Here is a 17,125-nt window from a genome sequence, read left to right as displayed (position 1 = left end):
CTGCCAACCTATGAAGCTCGACGCCTACGACCGCAAGATCCTTGCCGCCCTGCAACGGGATGGTCGCCTGAGCAACGTGCAACTGGCCGACGAGATCGGATTATCCGCCTCGCCGTGCTTGCGTCGGGTACGGATGCTGGAAGAGGCCGGAGTGATCAGGGGTTATCAGGCCAATCTGGACCGTGACGAGGTAGGCTTGGGGCTGACGGTGTTTGTCGGGGTCAAGGTGGAACGCCATAACGACGAACAGGCCGAGGCGTTTCGCCTGGCTGTAACCGCATTGCCGGAGGTGATTTCGGCATTCCTGGTATCGGGCGAATCGGATTTTCTGCTGCAGGTGGTAGTGCCGGACTTGCGCGGCTACGACCGTTTCCTCACGGGCCAGCTGTTGAAACTGCCCGGCGTGAGTGACATTCGCAGCAACTTTGCCATCAACACCGTAAAGGCTCCAGGCGCGTTGCCCCTGGAGCACCTGCCGCTCTAGCATGGGCTACATCTGCGTTGCCATCCCCTCCACATTCATCGCCGCCTGACGCAGAGCCTCGGAGCGGGTAGGGTGGGGATGGCAGGTCAGTGCAATGTCTTCGGCTGAAGCGCTGAACTCCATTGCCACGCAATATTCGCCGATCATCTCGCTGACACTGGGGCCCACAAGGTGCACGCCCAGAATTTCGTCGGTGCGCTCATCAGCCAGCACTTTGGCGAAACCCTCGGTTTCATGGTTGATCTTCGCGCGACTGTTGGCGGTAAAGGGAAACTTCCCGACCTTATACCCCCGACCTTCAGCCTTGAGCTGCTCTTCGGTCTTGCCGACGCTGGCCAGTTCCGGTCGGGTGTAGATCACGTTGGGGATCAGGTCGTAATTGACCTCGCCCGCTTTACCGGCGATTTGTTCCACGCAGGCCATGGCTTCGTCTTCGGCTTTATGCGCCAGCATCGGCCCGGAAGTCACGTCGCCAATCACCCAGACTCCAGCGGCTTCGGTGCGATGCCTTTTGTTGGCGAGCATCCCGCGCTTGTCCGTCGTCAGGCCCACGTTCTCCAGCCCCAGGCCCTCGGTGTAAGGCCGGCGGCCGATGGACACCAAGACGTAGTCGGCCTCCAGCAGCTCGGCGGTACCTCCCGCAGCGGGCTCAACGCTTAGCTGCACTCCGGTTGCGGACGAGGTGGCGCTGGTGACTTTAGAGCTCAACTTGAAGCTGATCCCCTGTTTGCTCAACGAACGCTGCAGTGTTTTACCTGCCTCTGCATCAACGCCTGGACAGATGCGGTCGAGAAATTCCACTACGGTGACCTGCGCTCCCAAGCGCCGCCATACCGAACCCAACTCCAGACCTATTACCCCAGCGCCGATCACCACCAGATGCTTGGGCACTTCAGCCAGTGACAGCGCGCCAGTGGAGTCGAGGATTCGTTGATTGTCGATGCTGACTCCGGGAAGGGGCGTGGGTTCGCTGCCGGTGGCGATGATGATGTCCTTGGCGCCGAGCTCGGTCTTGCCGCCTTCACTGTCGGTTACCGTGACTTTGCCCGGGCCATCGATGTGGCCCCAACCCTTGATCCAGTCGACCTTGTTCTTGCGAAACAGGAACTCGATGCCTTTGGTCAGGCCGCTAACGCTTTCGTCTTTCTGCTTCATCATCTGCGCCAGGTTCAGCACCGGTTTGACCTCGATGCCCAGGTTGGCAAATTCCCCCCCGATGGCCGCTTCGTAGAGCTCCGAGGCATGCAACAACGCTTTGGACGGCATGCAGCCAACGTTCAGGCAGGTGCCTCCCAGCGTGGTGCGACCTTCGACGCAGGCGGCCTTCAGGCCCAATTGGCCGGCCCGGATTGCTGCGTTGTAGCCGCCAGGGCCGCCGCCCAGTATCACGATGTCGTAGGTGCTCATGCTGTTCTCCTGGATGGAAGATCATCGGAAGTTAAAAGTAGTCCGGGGTTAATATTATGGACATAATATGTCTCATGCGCCCTCGGCAGGGCAATCATAATTTTCAGAACTCCAGCAGTTTCCGGGAGTCATCTGGGAGGAGGGTGCAGGTTCTGGTGTTTTTTTGACCGGAAGATCCCTGGAAAGCCCGTTAAATCGATAGCCAGCTATTTTTCCAGGATGGTCTAACCTCTCATCAGACGTCTGAAACAAGGGGGATTCTCCATGCTCGCGCGTATTCCACCGGCCTTACAGAATCTGCAGTTGCCGCTTCGCTTGAGACTTTGGGATGGCCATGAATTCAATCTGGGGCCGGCGCCTAGTGTCACTATTGTGGTCAAGGACCCACAGATGGTTTCCCAGTTCACCCATCCGAGTCTGGATGCGTTGGGAGCAGCGTACGTCGAAGGCAAACTTGAGCTGGAAGGTTCAATCACCGACGTCATTCGCGTCTGCGATCAATGGAGCCAGGCCTTGATGGATGAGGACGACGCCGGTCAATTTGTGCGCACCGTGCATGACAAGGAAACCGACGCCAAGGCCATTTCCTATCACTACGATCTTTCCAACGCCTTCTACCAGCTCTGGCTAGACAGTGACATGGCGTACTCCTGCGCCTATTTCGAGACCGGCAGCGAATCCCTGGAGCAGGCACAACAAGCAAAATTTCGTCACCTTTGCCGCAAGCTGCGACTGCAACCCGGTGACTATTTACTCGACGTGGGTTGCGGCTGGGGTGGGCTTGCGCGGTATGCCGCGCGGGAATTCGGCGCGAAAGTTTTCGGAATCACGCTCAGCAAGGAACAACTGGCGCTGGCCAGGGAGCGAGTCACCGCCGAGGGGCTGGACGACCTGGTAGAACTGCAACTGCTCGACTACCGCGACCTGCCTCAGGATGGTCGCTTCGATAAGGTGGTCAGTGTCGGCATGTTCGAACACGTCGGGCACGCTAATCTCCCGGAGTACTGCAAGACGCTTTTTGGCGCGGTAAAAGAGGGCGGCCTGGTGATGAACCATGGCATTACCGCTAAACATACCGATGGGCGTCCGGTTGGACGCGGGGCGGGTGACTTCATCGGCAAGTACGTGTTTCCCAATGGCGAGTTGCCGCACTTGTCCATGATCTCGGCCGAGATCAGTGAAGTGGGCCTTGAGATCGTCGACGTCGAGAGCTTGCGCCTGCACTATGCGCGCACGCTGGACCACTGGAGCGAGCGCCTGGAAGACAATCTGGAGGCTGCCGCGAAGCAGGTGCCGGAGCAGGCTTTGCGGATCTGGCGGCTGTATCTGGCCGGCTGTGCCTACGCATTTGCCAGGGGCTGGATCAACCTGCACCAGATACTTGCCGTCAAAGCCCATCCTGATGGCAGCCATGAACTGCCATGGACCCGCGACGACATCTATACGCCTTAAAGAATTGGCGAAATCAGCCGGGCTATCCGCATGCCGATCTGTTGCAGGCGATGGGTCTCCCGGCTTTCCTCCTTGGCTATTTCATGGGCCAGGGCGAAATCGGCGTTCAGCATCTGCTCCACCTCGCCGGCGAAAGCACTGTCGACTGTCAGCAGCATCACTTCGAAATTCAACCGGAACGAACGGTTGTCGAGGTTCGCGCTGCCGATCGCGCTGATCTCGCTATCTATCAGCACCACCTTCTGGTGCAGAAAACCAGGCTCGTAGCGGAACACCCGAACACCGGCCCGGACCGCTTCGAAAGCGTAGAGGCTGGACGCGGCATAGACGATGCGGTGGTCCGGGCGCGATGGCAACAGCAGGCGCACGTCCACTCCGCGCAACACAGCCAGACGCAGGGCGGCGAAAACAGCTTCGTCAGGAATGAAATAAGGGCTGGTGATCCAGACCCGCTGCGTGGCTGCGTGGATCGCCTCGACGAAGAACAGTGAGCAGGTTTCATAGGCATCTGCCGGGCCGCTGGCGAGCAACTGGCACAGCACTCCGTCATCCGGATAGACGTCAGGCAGTATCAGCGGGGGCAGCGAGCGCGCCGCCCAGAACCAATCTTCGGCAAACGATTCCTGCATGCAGGCAACGACTGGGCCGCGTACTTCAACGTGGGTATCACGCCAGGGTGCCAGCGGTGGTTTCTCGCCCATGTACTCGTCGCCGACATTGTGGCCACCGACAAAGCCCAGCACACCATCGACCACCACAATTTTTCGATGGTTGCGGAAGTTCACCTGAAAGCGATTTAGCCAACCGCTGCGAGTGGCGAACGCCTTGACCTCAACACCAGCATCGCGCAACGGCTGGACAAAACTGTGGGGCAGGGAGTGGCTGCCAATGCGGTCATACAACAGATAAACCGCCACCCCTTCGGCGGCTTTTTGCAGCAGCAGGCTTTGCAGACGTTGGCCGAGGCGGTCATCGTGAATGATAAAAAACTGGATCAGCACCGCTTCTTTGGCGGAGCTTATAGCCGCGAAAATAGCTTCGAAGGTGGCCTTCCCATTGATCAGCAGGCGCACTTCATTGTTCGCCAGGCACGGCATTCGTCCCAGTTTAGGCATCGCTCGCAGGGACGCGTAGGCGCTGGATGCGCGCGCGGCGAGCGCCTCTTCTACCCAGGGCCGCCAATTAAGCTCGGAGATCGCTTTGCGCATTTCCTCGTTGGCCTGCCGGCGAGCCTTGATATATCCATCAAACGTACTGCGGCCGAACACCAGGTAGGGGATGAGCGTGAAGTAGGGGATCAACACCAACGACAGGGCCCAGGCGATCGAGCCTTGGGCCGTCCTTACGGTGAGCACTGCATGAATGGCCGCGATCGAGCCGAGCGTATGGAGCAGTGCAATCATGTAGCCGAAAATGTGCGGTCCAAAGTAATCCATGGGGCAACCTTGCTCCTGAATATTCAATGCTTAACAGACCATGTTCCGTGCAGAATGTCGCTAATTAATTGGTCCATGAACCGATGCCCGTGGCTGACGTCTAACGGCCACTACTGATCAGGAGTTACACGATGAACGTTCGTCTGCTGGGTTTGGCCATGGCATTTGGTTTGGCACTTCCTGTGGCCGCTCAGGCGCAGATGCTTCAGCCAGGTTTGTGGGAATTGACCTCGAGCAACATGAAGGTCGACAACCAGGATCTCCCGGATCTGCAACTGATTCTCGGGCAGATCCAGAGCCAGATGACGCCTGAGCAACGCGCTCAACTGGAGAAGCAAGGCATCACCATGGGTGGCAAGGGTATTCGCGCCTGCCTGACTCCGGAACAGGTGAAGACCGACAATATCCCCCTGACGGATCCTCAGTCGGGCTGCAAGCAGGAAATCACCGAGCGTACCGGCAACCAGTGGAAATTCCGGTTCAGCTGTCCGAAGGCACAGGGTACCGGCGTGGCCACTTTCCTCAGCGATCGTGAGTTCACTACCAAGGTCAACGGTACATTCAATGCCACCGGTATTCAGCAGAAGGGTAGCCTCGATACTCGAGCCGTGTGGCAGGGTCAGGATTGCGGTACGGTCAAGCCTCGAGCCTGATCCCGATTCCATTCGCTCTGTGCCACAGCGTCGTGGGCATGCAGGCTCTCTGCATGCACCACGCGTAGTTGAAACCCGTCGATTTCATCGCAGTGTTTGAGGGCAAAGTGCAGACGTCGCGCGGCGTCTTCGCAGAACATCAGGTTCTGTCCATTTGCCAACGCGAAAGCTTGTTCGTCGGCGCGTTTAACCGCTGTTTGTACTGCGGTGCCTAACGCTGCTTCTGCCACATCTATTATTTTTACCAGTGGTAACTCCCACCCATTCGGAATTATCCGGGCTTGCAGTTGTGCGCTACTGCGCTGGCTGTGAGGTGTCGCAACAATTCCATTTGCGCCGCCCAACCACATAAGCACCTCGGTATGCCGCAAAGTCCTGTTGGCGAAATCATTCATGAATTGCTGCTGGATCAGTTGCCGCGAAAGGGCGGCTGAGCAGGGGCAGGTCGACGAGTAGATGACTTCGACATTTAGTTCCACGTGGAACATTCCATTTTCCAGGCGCGCTTGAACACTCACTGGGTATGACCGCCAGCCGGATAATTGGGTGATCAGTGCCGGTCTTTTTAACAGCAGCTCAAAGTGAATGTTGAGGTAGGCACTGTTTGAAAGTCCCTCATGACTCCGCAGAAAGCATTGCAGTACCTGGCTCAAGCGCGCAGGCGTCAGCTCCTGTTGCTCGAGCGATTCTAATGCCAGGTATAGGCGTGACATGTGGATGCCGCGTGCGTCGCCATCGTCCAGGCTGACCCCCGCATCGGCTTTTGCCGAGCATTGCTGGCCGTTGAGCACCACGGGAATGGCAATCCCGCGCATGCCGACCCAATCCAGCGGCAGAGTCTGGTGGGCGGCCTGGGTGGCGATATCCGGCAACGTCAGCGCGTTCATGAGGCAGTTCCATCGTAGAGGTAGATGTTCTATGTTATGTTATTACATATTGAATCTGCCACGCCTTTTCTCACAAGAGCGTGCAATGCCTACGAGGAATTTCGCATGCCCCACCGTCTACCCGTCACCGTGCTGTCTGGCTTTTTAGGCGCGGGCAAAAGCACGCTGCTCAACCATGTGCTGCGAAATCGCGAAAACCTGCGGGTGGCCGTGATCGTCAATGACATGAGCGAAATCAACATTGATGGCAGTGAGGTTCAGCGTGACGTCAGCCTGAACCGCGCTGAAGAGAAGCTCGTGGAAATGAGCAACGGCTGCATTTGCTGCACGCTGCGCGAAGATCTTCTGGAGGAGGTGAGCAAGCTCGCCAGGGACGGTCGCTTCGATTACCTGCTGATCGAGTCGACGGGAATATCCGAACCATTGCCGGTTGCTGAAACATTCACCTTCCGCGACGAACAAGGACAGAGCCTGGCCGATCTGGCGCGCCTCGATACCATGGTCACGGTAGTTGATGGGGTGAACTTTCTCCTCGACTACCAGGCCGCAGACAGCCTCGCATCAAGGGGTGAAACCCTGGGTGAGGGTGACGAGCGATCCATTACCGACTTGTTGATCGAGCAGATTGAGTTTGCCGACGTCATTCTGATCAGCAAGGTCGATCTGATCAGCAGCAGCGAACGCTTGGAGTTAATGGCGATTCTTGCGCGGCTTAACGCCCAGGCAGAGATCATTCCAATGGTCATGGGCGAAGTTGCCTTGGGCAGAATCCTTGATACGGGTCGTTTCGATTTCGACAAGGCCGCCCAGGCCCCTGGCTGGCTGCGAGAGCTGCGCGGTGAGCACCTGCCGGAGACCGAGGAGTATGGCATCGCTTCCACCGCCTATCGGGCGCTTAAACCTTTTCATCCCCGGCGTTTTTTCGATTTCATCAACGGCTCCTGGGAAAATGGCAAATTGCTGCGTTCCAAGGGGTTTTTCTGGCTCGCCAGCAAGCACATGGACGCGGGTAGCTGGTCTCAGGCGGGCGGCTTGATGCGCCATGGATATGCTGGGCGCTGGTGGCGTTTTGTGCCACAGGAGCAGTGGCCACAGGACGACGAAAGCATCGCTGCAATCCGAAAAAACTGGGCTGTCGACACCGGCGATTGCCGCCAGGAGCTGGTGTTCATCGGCCAGAATATCGACTTCGCAAAACTCACCGGCGAGCTGGACGACTGCTTGCTCACTGAAGCAGAAATGGCATTGGGTGTGTCGGGCTGGCAACAGCTGACGGACCCGTTCGGACCGTGGTACGAGGAAGTCGCCTGAGGCTCAAGGCTTGAGCCAGTTGCCCTGGCTTTGTGCCTCGCAATAGGGCTTGAGGTACGCCTGATCGGTCACCACACCGTAATAGTGAATATCCTGCCGGTACGGCATATTGGCGACCTGGGCGTTGCTGCAGACGCCAAACGCCCCGGCAGGGCATTCGTTCACATACTGCACGTCGACTTTCTGCCCGGGCAGGTTGGGCTGGCAAAAACCATCGGCGAAGAGTTTTTCCGGTATGTTGCGGTTCTGCTGGCACACTTTCACATCCAGTCGCTCGGCGGTACTGTGAACCACGCAGGCCTGCGCCAGTACCTCGTCTGAGGTCAGCGCCAGGAGCAACAACAATCCCGTCAACCGCATCTTCTACCCCCTTAGAATCCATCAATCATGTTGCAGAACATCCCGACCCACGTCATTGCCGGCCCCTTGGGTGCTGGCAAGACCAGCCTGATCAGGCAGTTGCTTGAGCAGCGGCCCCAGAACGAACGTTGGGCAGTGCTGATCAATGAGTTCGGCCAGATCGGCCTGGACGCAGCGCTATTAACCAGCGACGCCGATGGTATCGCACTGGGTGAAGTGGCCGGGGGATGTTTGTGCTGCGTAAACGGTGCGCCTTTTCAGATAGGGCTGGGACGTCTGCTGCGCAAGGCACGGCCCGATCGGCTGTTTATCGAGCCGTCCGGGTTGGGTCATCCGGCGCAATTGCTCAGGCAACTGAACGAGGGGCCGTGGCTGGGTGTACTGGCTGTACAGCCGTGTGTACTGGTGCTGGATGCCCAGGCGCTAGCCCTTGGCAAAACCTTGCCACAGGCGCAACAGGAGGCGCTGGGCAGCGCCGGCTTGTTGTTGCTGAACAAGTCGGAACAGCTCAATGAAGCAGATCGCCAGCGCATCGCCGCCAGCCTGCCAGCGCGCCCACTGCACTGGACCCGGCACGCAGCACTGCCGCTAAGCGCACTACCGGGGCTCGATGCTTGCGCTGTGGCCGCTGTGGATAACTTCATCGCGCCCAAGGGGCTGGGACAGCTGCCGGCACTATGGACTGACCCTGCAACGCCGATTTGTCTCTGTCAGGAACAGCAGGGCAGCTGGAGCGTTGGCTGGCGCTGGCACCCGAGCCAGACGTTCCAATTGGCCCACGTCAGTCGATGGCTTGAGGGCATGGTGTGGCGGCGGGCAAAGCTGGTTATTCACAGCGATGCAGGTTGGGTGTCCGCCAATGCGCTGGATAACTCGCCGTTGCAATGGCGGCCCAGTGAGTGGCGCCTGGATTCGCGCATCGAGTTGATCTTCGATGCCCCAGGGGATGTGGTGACGCTACAAGAGACGTTGGCTGATTGCCTGCTCTAAGGCCTCCACTTGTTGTGATCCTGGCGCCATTGGCTCAGCTCGATCACTTCAGCGCGGGGTTTGACGATGTCGACCACCGCCGGTGATTCATCGAATGGCATCGGGTAGGGCGCCAGTTCGATCTGCGCGCTGTGGGCGCCGAACTGGGTGATCGTGCCGTTATGACGGCTTTCGCCGGTTACGGTGAATTCAAAGTTATACACACGGGCCAGGCGCCGGCGGTCGTTGGCATCCTTCATGAAGCCAATTTTTTTCAGCGCGACATTACCGTCCAGCAGCTCGATACCCAGCTTGGCGCAGTGCTGCTTGACCCGCTCCAGTGCACGTTCGCGCAAACCATGGTTATGCCACAGCCACGCGCCAGCGGTGGCCAGCAGCATCAGCACGAAGATATTTCCGAGGGTCAGCATCAACAGGGTGCTCCAACAAGATAGTGTCAGCTTAACTGTGTCCCCGGTCTGTCGTACAGGCTGCGTTTAGTCGCATACTGCGCGGCTCGAATTTCGTTTGACGGAAACTCAGCGCATGAAACGTACACCCCATCTGCTCGCCATCCAGTCCCACGTGGTATTCGGCCATGCTGGCAATAGCGCCGCGGTTTTCCCGATGCAACGGGTCGGGGTAAACGTATGGCCGCTTAACACTGTGCAGTTCTCCAACCATACCCAGTACGGCCAATGGGCCGGGGAAGTCTTGTCGCCGCAACAGATTCCGGCGTTGGTGGAAGGCATCGCGGCGATCGGTGAGCTGGGCAATTGTGATGCGGTGCTCTCCGGGTACCTGGGCAGTGCGGCCCAGGGACGGGCGATCCTGACCGGTGTGGCGCGGATCAAGTCGATGAATCCCAAGGCGTTATACCTGTGCGACCCGGTGATGGGTCACCCGGAGAAGGGCTGCAGTGTGCCGCAGGAGGTCAGCGATTTCCTTCTGGAAGAAGCGGCGGCCGTGGCCGACTTCATGTGCCCGAACCAGTTGGAGCTGGACAGCTTTTCAGGGCGCCGCCCGCAATCGCTGTTCGACTGCCTGGCCATGGCGCGAGCACTGCTGGCCCGTGGCCCCAAGGCAGTGTTGGTCAAGCACCTGGACTATCCCGGGAAAGCGGCGGATGTGTTCGAAATGCTGCTGGTCACAGCCGAGAACAGCTGGCATTTGCGCCGTCCGCTGTTGGCGTTCCCGCGGCAGCCGGTGGGCGTGGGCGACCTGACTTCAGGGTTGTTCCTGGCGCGAGTGCTGTTGGGGGACAGCCTGGTGGCGGCGTTCGAATTCGCGGCGTCGGCGGTGCATGAAGTGCTGCTGGAGACCCAGGCGTGTGCCAGCTACGAGTTGGAACTGGTGCGGGCTCAGGACCGCATTGCGCATCCGCGGGTGCGGTTTGAGGCGACTGCGATCAGCCTCTGATTTTGCGTTGAACCCATTCGCGGGCAAGCCCGCTCCCACAGAGATTGTCAGTGGACACAATATTTGTGCACCCGGCAGATTTCCTGTGGGCGCGGGCTTGCCCGCGAAAGCTATCTAAGGTCGAAACCAGACCTCAGGCGTCGCCCTTGATCTCCTGATAACGCTTTTCCAGCTCTTGACGAATCTGCCGGCGTTGCTGGGCCTGCACATATCGGCGTTTGTCTTCGCTGTTCTGTGGTTGCAGCGGTGGAACGGAGGCCGGCTTGCGGTCGTCATCTACCGCCACCATGGTGAAAAAACAGCTGTTGGTATGCCGCACCGAGCGTTCACGAATGTTCTCGGTGACGACCTTGATCCCGACTTCCATCGACGTGTTGCCGGTGTAGTTCACCGAGGCCAGGAAGGTCACCAGCTCGCCGACGTGAATGGGTTCGCGAAAGATCACCTGGTCCACCGATAAGGTCACCACATAGCGGCCGGCATAACGGCTGGCGCAGGCATACGCGACTTCGTCGAGGTACTTGAGCAGAGTGCCGCCGTGAACATTGCCAGAGAAGTTGGCCATGTCGGGGGTCATCAATACCGTCATCGACAGTTGGGCGTTTCCGGGTTCCATAAAGTGCTCACGGTTCAAGGCAGGTTATTGGGGCGCACCTCTGCGGGTGCCTTGTCAGCTTTTTTCAAACCAACAGTTATCGGGACGCCGGGCGGGTGGCTGCCGTCACGCCCTGGCCGATCTGTTTCCATATATTGCACCGCCTTTCTGGCGGAAGTCGCGGTGTTACGCTCCAAAAGTCGACCCAAAGGAGCCCCACACCATGCATGCGATCAGTTTTATCCAGGATCTGGCAGTGATCATGTTGGTCGCCGGGGTGGTCACGGTGTTGTTCCACAGGCTTAAACAACCTGTGGTCCTGGGCTACATCGTTGCCGGCTTCATCATTGGCCCGCACACCCCGCCGTTCGGCCTTATCCACGATGAAGAAACCATCAAGACCCTGGCCGAACTCGGGGTGATCTTCCTGATGTTCTGCCTGGGCCTGGAGTTCAGCCTGCGCAAGCTGTTCAAGGTCGGCGCCACAGCGTTTATCGCAGCGTTCCTGGAAATCGTACTGATGATCTGGATCGGCTATGAAATCGGACGCTGGTTCGACTGGAACACCATGGATTCGCTGTTCCTTGGCGCGATCCTGGCGATTTCCTCGACCACTATCATCGTCAAGGCGCTGAACGACTTGAAGATGAAGAACGAGCGCTTTGCACAGTTGATCTTTGGCGTGTTGATCGTCGAGGACATCCTCGGCATCGGGATTATCGCCTTGCTGTCGAGCATCGCGGTGAGCGGTACCGTGAGCTCCGGCGAAGTCTTTTCTACGGTCGGCAAGCTGTCGCTGTTCATGATTGTCGCGTTGGTGATCGGCATTCTGCTGGTGCCGCGCCTGCTGGCTTACGTGGCCAGATTCGAAAGCAACGAAATGCTCTTGATCACCGTGCTGGGGCTTTGCTTCGGCTTCTGCCTGCTGGTGGTCAAGCTCGAGTACAGCATGGTACTGGGAGCGTTCCTGATTGGCGCGATCATGGCGGAATCGCGGCAACTGCTGAAGATTGAGCGTCTGATTGAACCGGTGCGTGATCTGTTCAGCGCAATATTTTTGTCGCCATCGGGCTGATGCTCGATCCGATGATCCTGCTGCAATATGCCTGGCCCATCGCGGTGATCACTGTTGCGGTGGTGCTGGGCAAGATGCTGTCCTGCGGCTTGGGCGCGTTTATCGCAGGCAATGACGGACGTACTTCACTGCGGGTTGGCATGGGGCTTTCGCAGATTGGCGAGTTCTCCTTCATCATTGCGGCGCTGGGCATGACGCTGCAGGTGACCAGTAATTTCCTGTATCCGGTGGCCGTTGCCGTGTCGGTCATCACCACGCTGCTGACGCCGTATCTGATCCGCGCGGCGGACCCCCTGTCGATCAAGCTGGCAGCGGTGATGCCTCAGCGACTGGGCCGGGTATTGGGCATGTATGGCGAATGGTTGCGCAGCATCCAGCCCCAAGGCGAGGGTGCGCTGTTGGCGTCGATGATCCGGCGGATTCTGTTGCAGGTCGGCGTCAACCTGGCGCTGGTGATTGCGATTTTCTTCTCGGGGGCATTTTTCGCCGAGCGCATGTCTGCCTACCTGCAGGACTGGATCAGTGATCCGAGCTGGCAGAAGGCGTTGATTTGGGGTGGGGCGTTGATCCTGTCGCTGCCATTTCTGATCGCCGCCTACCGCAAGCTCAAGGCGTTGTCGATGCTGCTGGCGGAAATGGGCGTCAAGCCGGAGATGGCGGGGCGTCACACGCAGCGGGTACGACGGGTGATCGCTGAAGTGATTCCGATCCTGTCGCTGCTGGTGATTTTCCTGCTGCTGGCGGCCTTGTCGGCGAGTATTTTGCCCACCAACAAGCTGCTGGTATTGATCGTCGTAGTGGCGGCCGCTGTGGCTGCCGTGTTGTGGCGCTGGTTCATTCGCGTTCACACGCGGATGCAGGTGGCCCTGCTGGAGACCCTGGACAATCACAAGGAATCGTCAGGCCATTGATTGAACCTGCAGCCCTCGGGCCGCTGCGCGGGCTGATGGCTGCAGAATACTGCGTGGCTCAGCTTTCCAGCCAGACGTCTCGGGCCCAGTGCCATACCGATTCCCAGGTTTCTTCGGCAATCAGCTCTTCTTCGGCTTGCCAAAGCACCACGGTGCCGTCTTCTTCGACGCAGTAGTAGTCGTCGCCGTCCTGGCAGATCGGGATCAGGCTGCGATCGACGCCCGCATCCCAGGCATTGGCCGCCACGTCCGGCAGGTAGGTGTGGGACTGCGGGTCGGTCACCGTCACCGGCTCCAGGCTGCCGTAGACCACGTCGCTGACGGTCAGCAAAAATTCTCTGAAGACGAATGGAATGTCGATGAACAGTTGCTCTTCGATCTCTACCAGCATGTCTTCGTCAGGCAGTTCCAAGGGGACTGGTACCGGTTCGTTGGCTTCACGCAGTTGTTCGATGATTTCTTCCACGTCCGGGATCCTCTTGCTGTTGGTGCGGTTTGGTTGGGGCGGTTTATACAGTAGCTTGCTATAGATGCAACCGCGAAATAGAAAACCCCAGCCGGGGCTGGGGTTTTTATTACAGCATTTTTAAAGCAGCGGGTGATCAGCCGTTCTGGCGGATACCGGCTACCAGCCAAGGCTGGTTCTCGCCCTGTGGACGTTCCATGTTCCAGCTTTCGCTGAACACTTCGCCCTGGTCGAAGCGCGAGGTCTTCGACAGACCGCTGAAGGTCAGGGTGGCGATGGTTTTGTCCGCACGGTCATCCACACCGTCCAGTTGCACATTGAGGTTATCAATGTAGGTGGACTGGAAGCTGTCGCCCAGATCAGCGCGCTCGCGCTTCAGGAACTCCAGCAGTTGCGGGGTCACGAACTCGGCGATCTTGTCCATTTCGTTAGCGTCCCAGTGCTGCTGCAGGGACTGGAAGTGGTTGCGAGCTGCTTCAATGAAGTTGTTTTCATTGAACCAGGCTGGCGCATTGATCACCGGACGTGCGGCAACCGGCGCTGCTGCACCGCCGAAGATCGAACCCATGCCAGCAGGCTTGTGCTCGAACACTTCACGCTGCATTGGCGCGCCGGCCGGGGCCAGGTGCTCCTGCTGCTTGCGGCGACGAGCGGCGATGAAGCGGAAGACCAGGAAGGCGATGACCGCCATGATCAGGATGTCGAAGATCTGCATCCCCTGGAAGCCGCCGCCCATGAACATGGAGGCCAGCAGGCCACCGGCAGCGATACCGGCCAGAGGGCCGAGCCAGCGCGATGCACCGCCGGCTTTGGCAGCGGCGCCAGCGGCACCGGCCGCGCCGGCAGTGGCAGCAGCGCCACCGGCAGCAGAAGAAGGAGCCATTTGGCTGGTCTGGTGAGTCGGCGCAGCGCCGGAGCTCTTGCCGCCACCAAAGCGCTTGGCGTTGGCGTCGAGGCTCATCGTCAGGCCGATGCACAACGCCATGGCGATGCTAAGAAAACGTTTCATAAAGGGAATTCCCATTTGTGGAAGGCACGCGCGCCATGTTGCACAGCTGAAGTGTTACTGGCTAGCGGCAGAGTGTTTCGGGCTTTTGCCTGACAGGTATGGTTCAGCTTCGTCGAGGCAATAAGGGTATGTACTTTTGTCTGTAGGAAAAAGGGATAGGTTCACAGAGAAATGAAACCCTGTAGGAGCGGGATTGCCCGCGAAAGCCGTTTAGTACCTGGCATGGATGCCAGCTGATACACGGTATTCACGAGCGAGCCGCACCGCCGCTCCCACCTGCAAGACCTGCTTGCAGGTCCCTAGACGGCTTCCAGCTTGGCGTAGCCGAGCATCAGCCATTTGCTGCCTTCGCTGAAGTTCACCTGCACCCGGGCCTGGGCGCCGGCGCCTTCGAAGTTGAGGATCACGCCGTCGCCAAAGATTGAGTGACGCACCGTCTGACCCAGGCTGAAGCCGGTTTCCGGAATTTCACTGCCACTGAACAGGTTGCTGCCACTCATCGACTGGTTGCCGCCGAAGGGCCGGCTGACGCTGTTCGACAAGCGTACTTCCTGGATAAGACCCTTCGGGATCTCACGTACGAAGCGCGACACCTTGTTGTAGGTCTCGCTGCCATACAGGCGGCGGGTTTCGGCGTAGGTCATTACCAGGTTCTGCATGGCCCGTGTGATGCCGACGTAGGCCAGGCGGCGTTCTTCTTCAAGGCGTCCGGGTTCTTCCAGGCTCATCTTGTGCGGGAACAGGCCTTCTTCCATGCCCACCAGGAACACATAAGGGAATTCCAGGCCCTTGGCGCTGTGCAACGTCATCAGCTGAATGCTGTCTTCGTGTTCGTCGGCCTGGGTATCCCCGGCCTCCAGCGAGGCGTGGCCGAGGAATGCGGCCAGCGGCGTGAGGTCCTCGTCTTCCTCGGTGTTTTCGAAGTTGCGGGCAGCGCTGACCAGTTCCTCAAGGTTTTCCACCCGTGCCTGGCCTTTTTCACCTTTTTCCGCTTCGTGGTAGGCAATCAGCCCGGACTGCTCGATAACAGTCTGGGTCATCAGGTGCAGCGGCATTTCCATGCATTTGGCGGCGAGGTTCTCGATCAGCTCGATAAAGCCTCCCAAGGCGCCGGCAGCACGTCCGGTAAGGCCCTTGTTGGCCACCAGCAGGCGCATGGCTTCCCACATCGAGACGTCGCTATGGCGCGCATGCTCGCGGATCGCTTCGACGGTTTTCTCACCGATGCCACGGGCGGGCACGTTGATCACCCGTTCCAGGGCGGCGTCGTTGCCTCGACCTTCCAGTAACCGCAGGTACGCCATGGCGTTCTTGATTTCTGCACGCTCGAAGAAGCGCTGGCCGCCATAGATGCGATACGGAATGCGTTCGCGCAGTAATGCTTCTTCCAGAACGCGAGATTGGGCGTTGGAGCGATACAGAATTGCGATATCGCTGCGTGCAAGGCCAGTTTTCAGCGCGCTTTCGATGGTTTCGACAACGTAACGCGCCTCATCGTGCTCGTTGAAAGCCGCGTACAGGTTGATCGCCTCGCCATCGCCGCCGTCCGTCCACAGTTCTTTGCCCAGGCGCCCGGTGTTGTTGGCGATCAGGGCATTGGCCGCTTTGAGGATGCCGGCCGTGGAGCGGTAGTTCTGCTCCAGGCGGATGGTTTGCGAATCCGGGAAGTCGGAGGAGTACTGATGAATGTTTTCGATTTTCGCGCCGCGCCAGCCGTAAATCGACTGGTCGTCATCGCCTACAACCATCAGGCTGTCGCCGCCCTTGCCCAGCAGGCGCAGCCAGGCGTACTGCACGGCGTTGGTATCCTGGAATTCGTCCACCAGAATGTGCCGGAAGCGTTTTTGATAATGCGCCAGCAGGCCTGGGTGATCACGCCACAGGTCGAGTGCGCGCAGCAGCAGTTCGGAGAAATCGATGACACCTGCGCGCAGGCAAGCGGCCTCATAGGCTTCGTAGATGCTGCGCATGGTCGCCAGGAACAGGTCGCCACTGGCCTGGATGTGTTGTGGCCGCAGGCCTTCGTCTTTCTGCCCGTTGATGAACCATTGCGCCTGGCGCGCTGGCCAGCGTTGTTCGTCCAGCCCCAGCTCGCGGATCACCCGCTTGACCAGCCGCTGCTGGTCGTCGCTGTCGAGAATCTGGAAGGTCTGGCTCAGGCCGGCTTCCTGCCAATGCGCCCGCAACAAGCGGTGCGCCAGGCCGTGGAAGGTGCCTACCCACATGCCGGCCGGGTTGATACCCATCAGCTGCTCGATGCGATGACGCATCTCGGCAGCGGCCTTGTTGGTAAAGGTCACCGACAGGATCGAGTGGGGTGAGGCGTTCTCGACCTGGATCAACCAGGCGATACGGTGCACCAGCACTCGGGTTTTACCGGAACCAGCACCGGCCAGGACCAACTGACGACCCACGGAGGCAGCTACGGCCTGGCGTTGGGCATCGTTGAGGGAGTTCAGCAGAAGGGAGAGATCATCGCGCATCGGGGCATTCTAGGGTGCGCCGTCACACCGGGCAAACCGAGCTTTGCATCAGCCGATGAAAGACGCACGGATGACGACCGGTCAGTCACTGCCTGCAAGCGCTGGCGGGGCTTGCTCTGCGGCTTTTCAGGGGGCAAGTGCAACCGCAGATTTCATGTTTTTTATAGTGGGCGGCGGTTTGGTCCAGCCACGTGCTTGTGTATGCTCC

At 59.0% G+C, this 17,125-nt stretch carries 15 protein-coding genes and 1 pseudogene; 7 read left to right on the top strand and 9 right to left on the bottom strand.

The genetic code is table 11. From position 1 onward, the window contains the following. Positions 1 to 10: 10 nt before the first annotated feature. Positions 11 to 484: an Lrp/AsnC family transcriptional regulator gene (locus IMW75_RS02415; RefSeq protein WP_045060854.1), complete on the top strand. Its 474-nt coding sequence runs from the start codon at positions 11 to 13 to the stop codon at positions 482 to 484. Between the two features lie 6 nt (positions 485 to 490). Here IMW75_RS02415 and lpdA read toward each other — a convergent pair whose 3' ends face one another. Next, the gene (gene lpdA / locus IMW75_RS02410) at positions 491 to 1,891 is read right to left on the bottom strand and encodes a dihydrolipoyl dehydrogenase (RefSeq protein ID WP_205891764.1); all 1,401 of its coding nucleotides are present in this window, start codon (positions 1,889 to 1,891) and stop codon (positions 491 to 493) included. Between the two features lie 264 nt (positions 1,892 to 2,155). Here lpdA and cfaB point away from each other — a divergent pair, with 264 nt between their 5' ends. Further along, on the top strand, positions 2,156 to 3,343 hold the full coding sequence (gene cfaB / locus IMW75_RS02405) for a C17 cyclopropane fatty acid synthase CfaB (protein WP_045060852.1): 1,188 nt from the start codon (positions 2,156 to 2,158) through the stop codon (positions 3,341 to 3,343). On the opposite strand, the gene cls is transcribed toward cfaB, so the two are convergent. Next, complete coding sequence (gene cls, locus IMW75_RS02400; protein WP_205891763.1) at positions 3,340 to 4,779, bottom strand: cardiolipin synthase; 1,440 nt, start codon at positions 4,777 to 4,779, stop codon at positions 3,340 to 3,342. The two genes, cfaB and cls, sit on opposite strands and share 4 nt — an antisense overlap. 131 nt (positions 4,780 to 4,910) lie before the next feature. Here cls and IMW75_RS02395 point away from each other — a divergent pair, with 131 nt between their 5' ends. Then, positions 4,911 to 5,432 (top strand): DUF3617 domain-containing protein, encoded by a 522-nt coding sequence (locus IMW75_RS02395; protein ID WP_205891762.1) that lies wholly within the window; start codon positions 4,911 to 4,913, stop codon positions 5,430 to 5,432. On the opposite strand, the gene folE2 is transcribed toward IMW75_RS02395, so the two are convergent. After that, positions 5,399 to 6,319 carry a GTP cyclohydrolase FolE2 gene (gene folE2 / locus IMW75_RS02390; protein ID WP_205891761.1) on the bottom strand — a complete coding sequence of 307 codons (921 nt, stop codon included), beginning with the start codon at positions 6,317 to 6,319 and terminating at the stop codon, positions 5,399 to 5,401. The two genes, IMW75_RS02395 and folE2, sit on opposite strands and share 34 nt — an antisense overlap. Before the next feature lie 105 nt (positions 6,320 to 6,424). Between folE2 and zigA the strand changes: the two genes are divergently transcribed. Continuing rightward, positions 6,425 to 7,630: a zinc metallochaperone GTPase ZigA gene (gene zigA / locus IMW75_RS02385; protein ID WP_045060848.1), complete on the top strand. Its 1,206-nt coding sequence runs from the start codon at positions 6,425 to 6,427 to the stop codon at positions 7,628 to 7,630. 3 nt (positions 7,631 to 7,633) lie between these two features. On the opposite strand, the gene IMW75_RS02380 is transcribed toward zigA, so the two are convergent. Beyond that, on the bottom strand, positions 7,634 to 7,990 hold the full coding sequence (locus IMW75_RS02380) for an NADH:ubiquinone oxidoreductase (RefSeq protein ID WP_205891760.1): 357 nt from the start codon (positions 7,988 to 7,990) through the stop codon (positions 7,634 to 7,636). 27 nt (positions 7,991 to 8,017) lie between these two features. Here IMW75_RS02380 and IMW75_RS02375 point away from each other — a divergent pair, with 27 nt between their 5' ends. Beyond that, entirely contained in the window at positions 8,018 to 8,980 is a 963-nt protein-coding gene (locus IMW75_RS02375; RefSeq protein WP_205891759.1) for a CobW family GTP-binding protein, read from the top strand. On the opposite strand, the gene IMW75_RS02370 is transcribed toward IMW75_RS02375, so the two are convergent. Continuing rightward, a complete protein-coding gene (locus IMW75_RS02370) occupies positions 8,977 to 9,390 on the bottom strand; it encodes a DUF3301 domain-containing protein (RefSeq protein WP_045060845.1) in 414 nt (137 codons plus the stop codon). The genes IMW75_RS02375 and IMW75_RS02370 overlap by 4 nt on opposite strands. Before the next feature lie 115 nt (positions 9,391 to 9,505). Here IMW75_RS02370 and pdxY point away from each other — a divergent pair, with 115 nt between their 5' ends. Continuing rightward, positions 9,506 to 10,378 (top strand): pyridoxal kinase PdxY, encoded by an 873-nt coding sequence (gene pdxY, locus IMW75_RS02365; protein ID WP_045060844.1) that lies wholly within the window; start codon positions 9,506 to 9,508, stop codon positions 10,376 to 10,378. Between the two features lie 133 nt (positions 10,379 to 10,511). On the opposite strand, the gene IMW75_RS02360 is transcribed toward pdxY, so the two are convergent. After that, on the bottom strand, positions 10,512 to 10,994 hold the full coding sequence (locus tag IMW75_RS02360; RefSeq protein ID WP_045060843.1) for an acyl-CoA thioesterase: 483 nt from the start codon (positions 10,992 to 10,994) through the stop codon (positions 10,512 to 10,514). Positions 10,995 to 11,196: 202 nt separating this feature from the next. On the opposite strand from IMW75_RS02360, the pseudogene IMW75_RS02355 reads away from it, so the two are divergent. After that, positions 11,197 to 12,959: pseudogene (locus IMW75_RS02355) on the top strand (cation:proton antiporter). A 58-nt stretch (positions 12,960 to 13,017) separates the two neighbouring features. On the opposite strand, the gene IMW75_RS02350 reads toward IMW75_RS02355, so the two are convergent. From IMW75_RS02350 to uvrD, 3 genes are all read right to left on the bottom strand, one after another. Then, complete coding sequence (locus IMW75_RS02350) at positions 13,018 to 13,425, bottom strand: SMI1/KNR4 family protein (protein ID WP_034149364.1); 408 nt, start codon at positions 13,423 to 13,425, stop codon at positions 13,018 to 13,020. 136 nt (positions 13,426 to 13,561) lie between these two features. After that, complete coding sequence (locus IMW75_RS02345) at positions 13,562 to 14,434, bottom strand: Tim44 domain-containing protein (RefSeq protein WP_205891758.1); 873 nt, start codon at positions 14,432 to 14,434, stop codon at positions 13,562 to 13,564. 299 nt (positions 14,435 to 14,733) lie between these two features. Beyond that, positions 14,734 to 16,917 carry a DNA helicase II gene (uvrD, locus tag IMW75_RS02340; RefSeq protein WP_122840952.1) on the bottom strand — a complete coding sequence of 728 codons (2,184 nt, stop codon included), beginning with the start codon at positions 16,915 to 16,917 and terminating at the stop codon, positions 14,734 to 14,736. Between the last annotated feature and the right edge of the window lie 208 nt (positions 16,918 to 17,125).

It is taken from the genome of Pseudomonas gregormendelii (assembly GCF_017114825.1).
In the GTDB taxonomy this organism is placed as follows: domain Bacteria; phylum Pseudomonadota; class Gammaproteobacteria; order Pseudomonadales; family Pseudomonadaceae; genus Aquipseudomonas; species Aquipseudomonas gregormendelii.
Note: the sequence above shows the minus strand (reverse complement) of the source record. Positions and strands in the feature narration are given on the sequence as shown.

Bases quoted from the DNA above. Each gene is read 5' to 3' on its own strand.
- IMW75_RS02415 (WP_045060854.1), top strand. From the start codon at position 11: ATGAAGCTCGACGCCTACGACCGCAAGATCCTTGCCGCCCTGCAACGG.
- lpdA (WP_205891764.1), bottom strand. From the start codon at position 1,891: ATGAGCACCTACGACATCGTGATACTGGGCGGCGGCCCTGGCGGCTAC.
- cfaB (WP_045060852.1), top strand. From the start codon at position 2,156: ATGCTCGCGCGTATTCCACCGGCCTTACAGAATCTGCAGTTGCCGCTT.
- cls (WP_205891763.1), bottom strand. From the start codon at position 4,779: ATGGATTACTTTGGACCGCACATTTTCGGCTACATGATTGCACTGCTC.
- IMW75_RS02395 (WP_205891762.1), top strand. From the start codon at position 4,911: ATGAACGTTCGTCTGCTGGGTTTGGCCATGGCATTTGGTTTGGCACTT.
- folE2 (WP_205891761.1), bottom strand. From the start codon at position 6,319: ATGAACGCGCTGACGTTGCCGGATATCGCCACCCAGGCCGCCCACCAG.
- zigA (WP_045060848.1), top strand. From the start codon at position 6,425: ATGCCCCACCGTCTACCCGTCACCGTGCTGTCTGGCTTTTTAGGCGCG.
- IMW75_RS02380 (WP_205891760.1), bottom strand. From the start codon at position 7,990: ATGCGGTTGACGGGATTGTTGTTGCTCCTGGCGCTGACCTCAGACGAG.
- IMW75_RS02375 (WP_205891759.1), top strand. From the start codon at position 8,018: ATGTTGCAGAACATCCCGACCCACGTCATTGCCGGCCCCTTGGGTGCT.
- IMW75_RS02370 (WP_045060845.1), bottom strand. From the start codon at position 9,390: ATGCTGACCCTCGGAAATATCTTCGTGCTGATGCTGCTGGCCACCGCT.
- pdxY (WP_045060844.1), top strand. From the start codon at position 9,506: ATGAAACGTACACCCCATCTGCTCGCCATCCAGTCCCACGTGGTATTC.
- IMW75_RS02360 (WP_045060843.1), bottom strand. From the start codon at position 10,994: ATGGAACCCGGAAACGCCCAACTGTCGATGACGGTATTGATGACCCCC.
- IMW75_RS02345 (WP_205891758.1), bottom strand. From the start codon at position 14,434: ATGAAACGTTTTCTTAGCATCGCCATGGCGTTGTGCATCGGCCTGACG.
- uvrD (WP_122840952.1), bottom strand. From the start codon at position 16,917: ATGCGCGATGATCTCTCCCTTCTGCTGAACTCCCTCAACGATGCCCAA.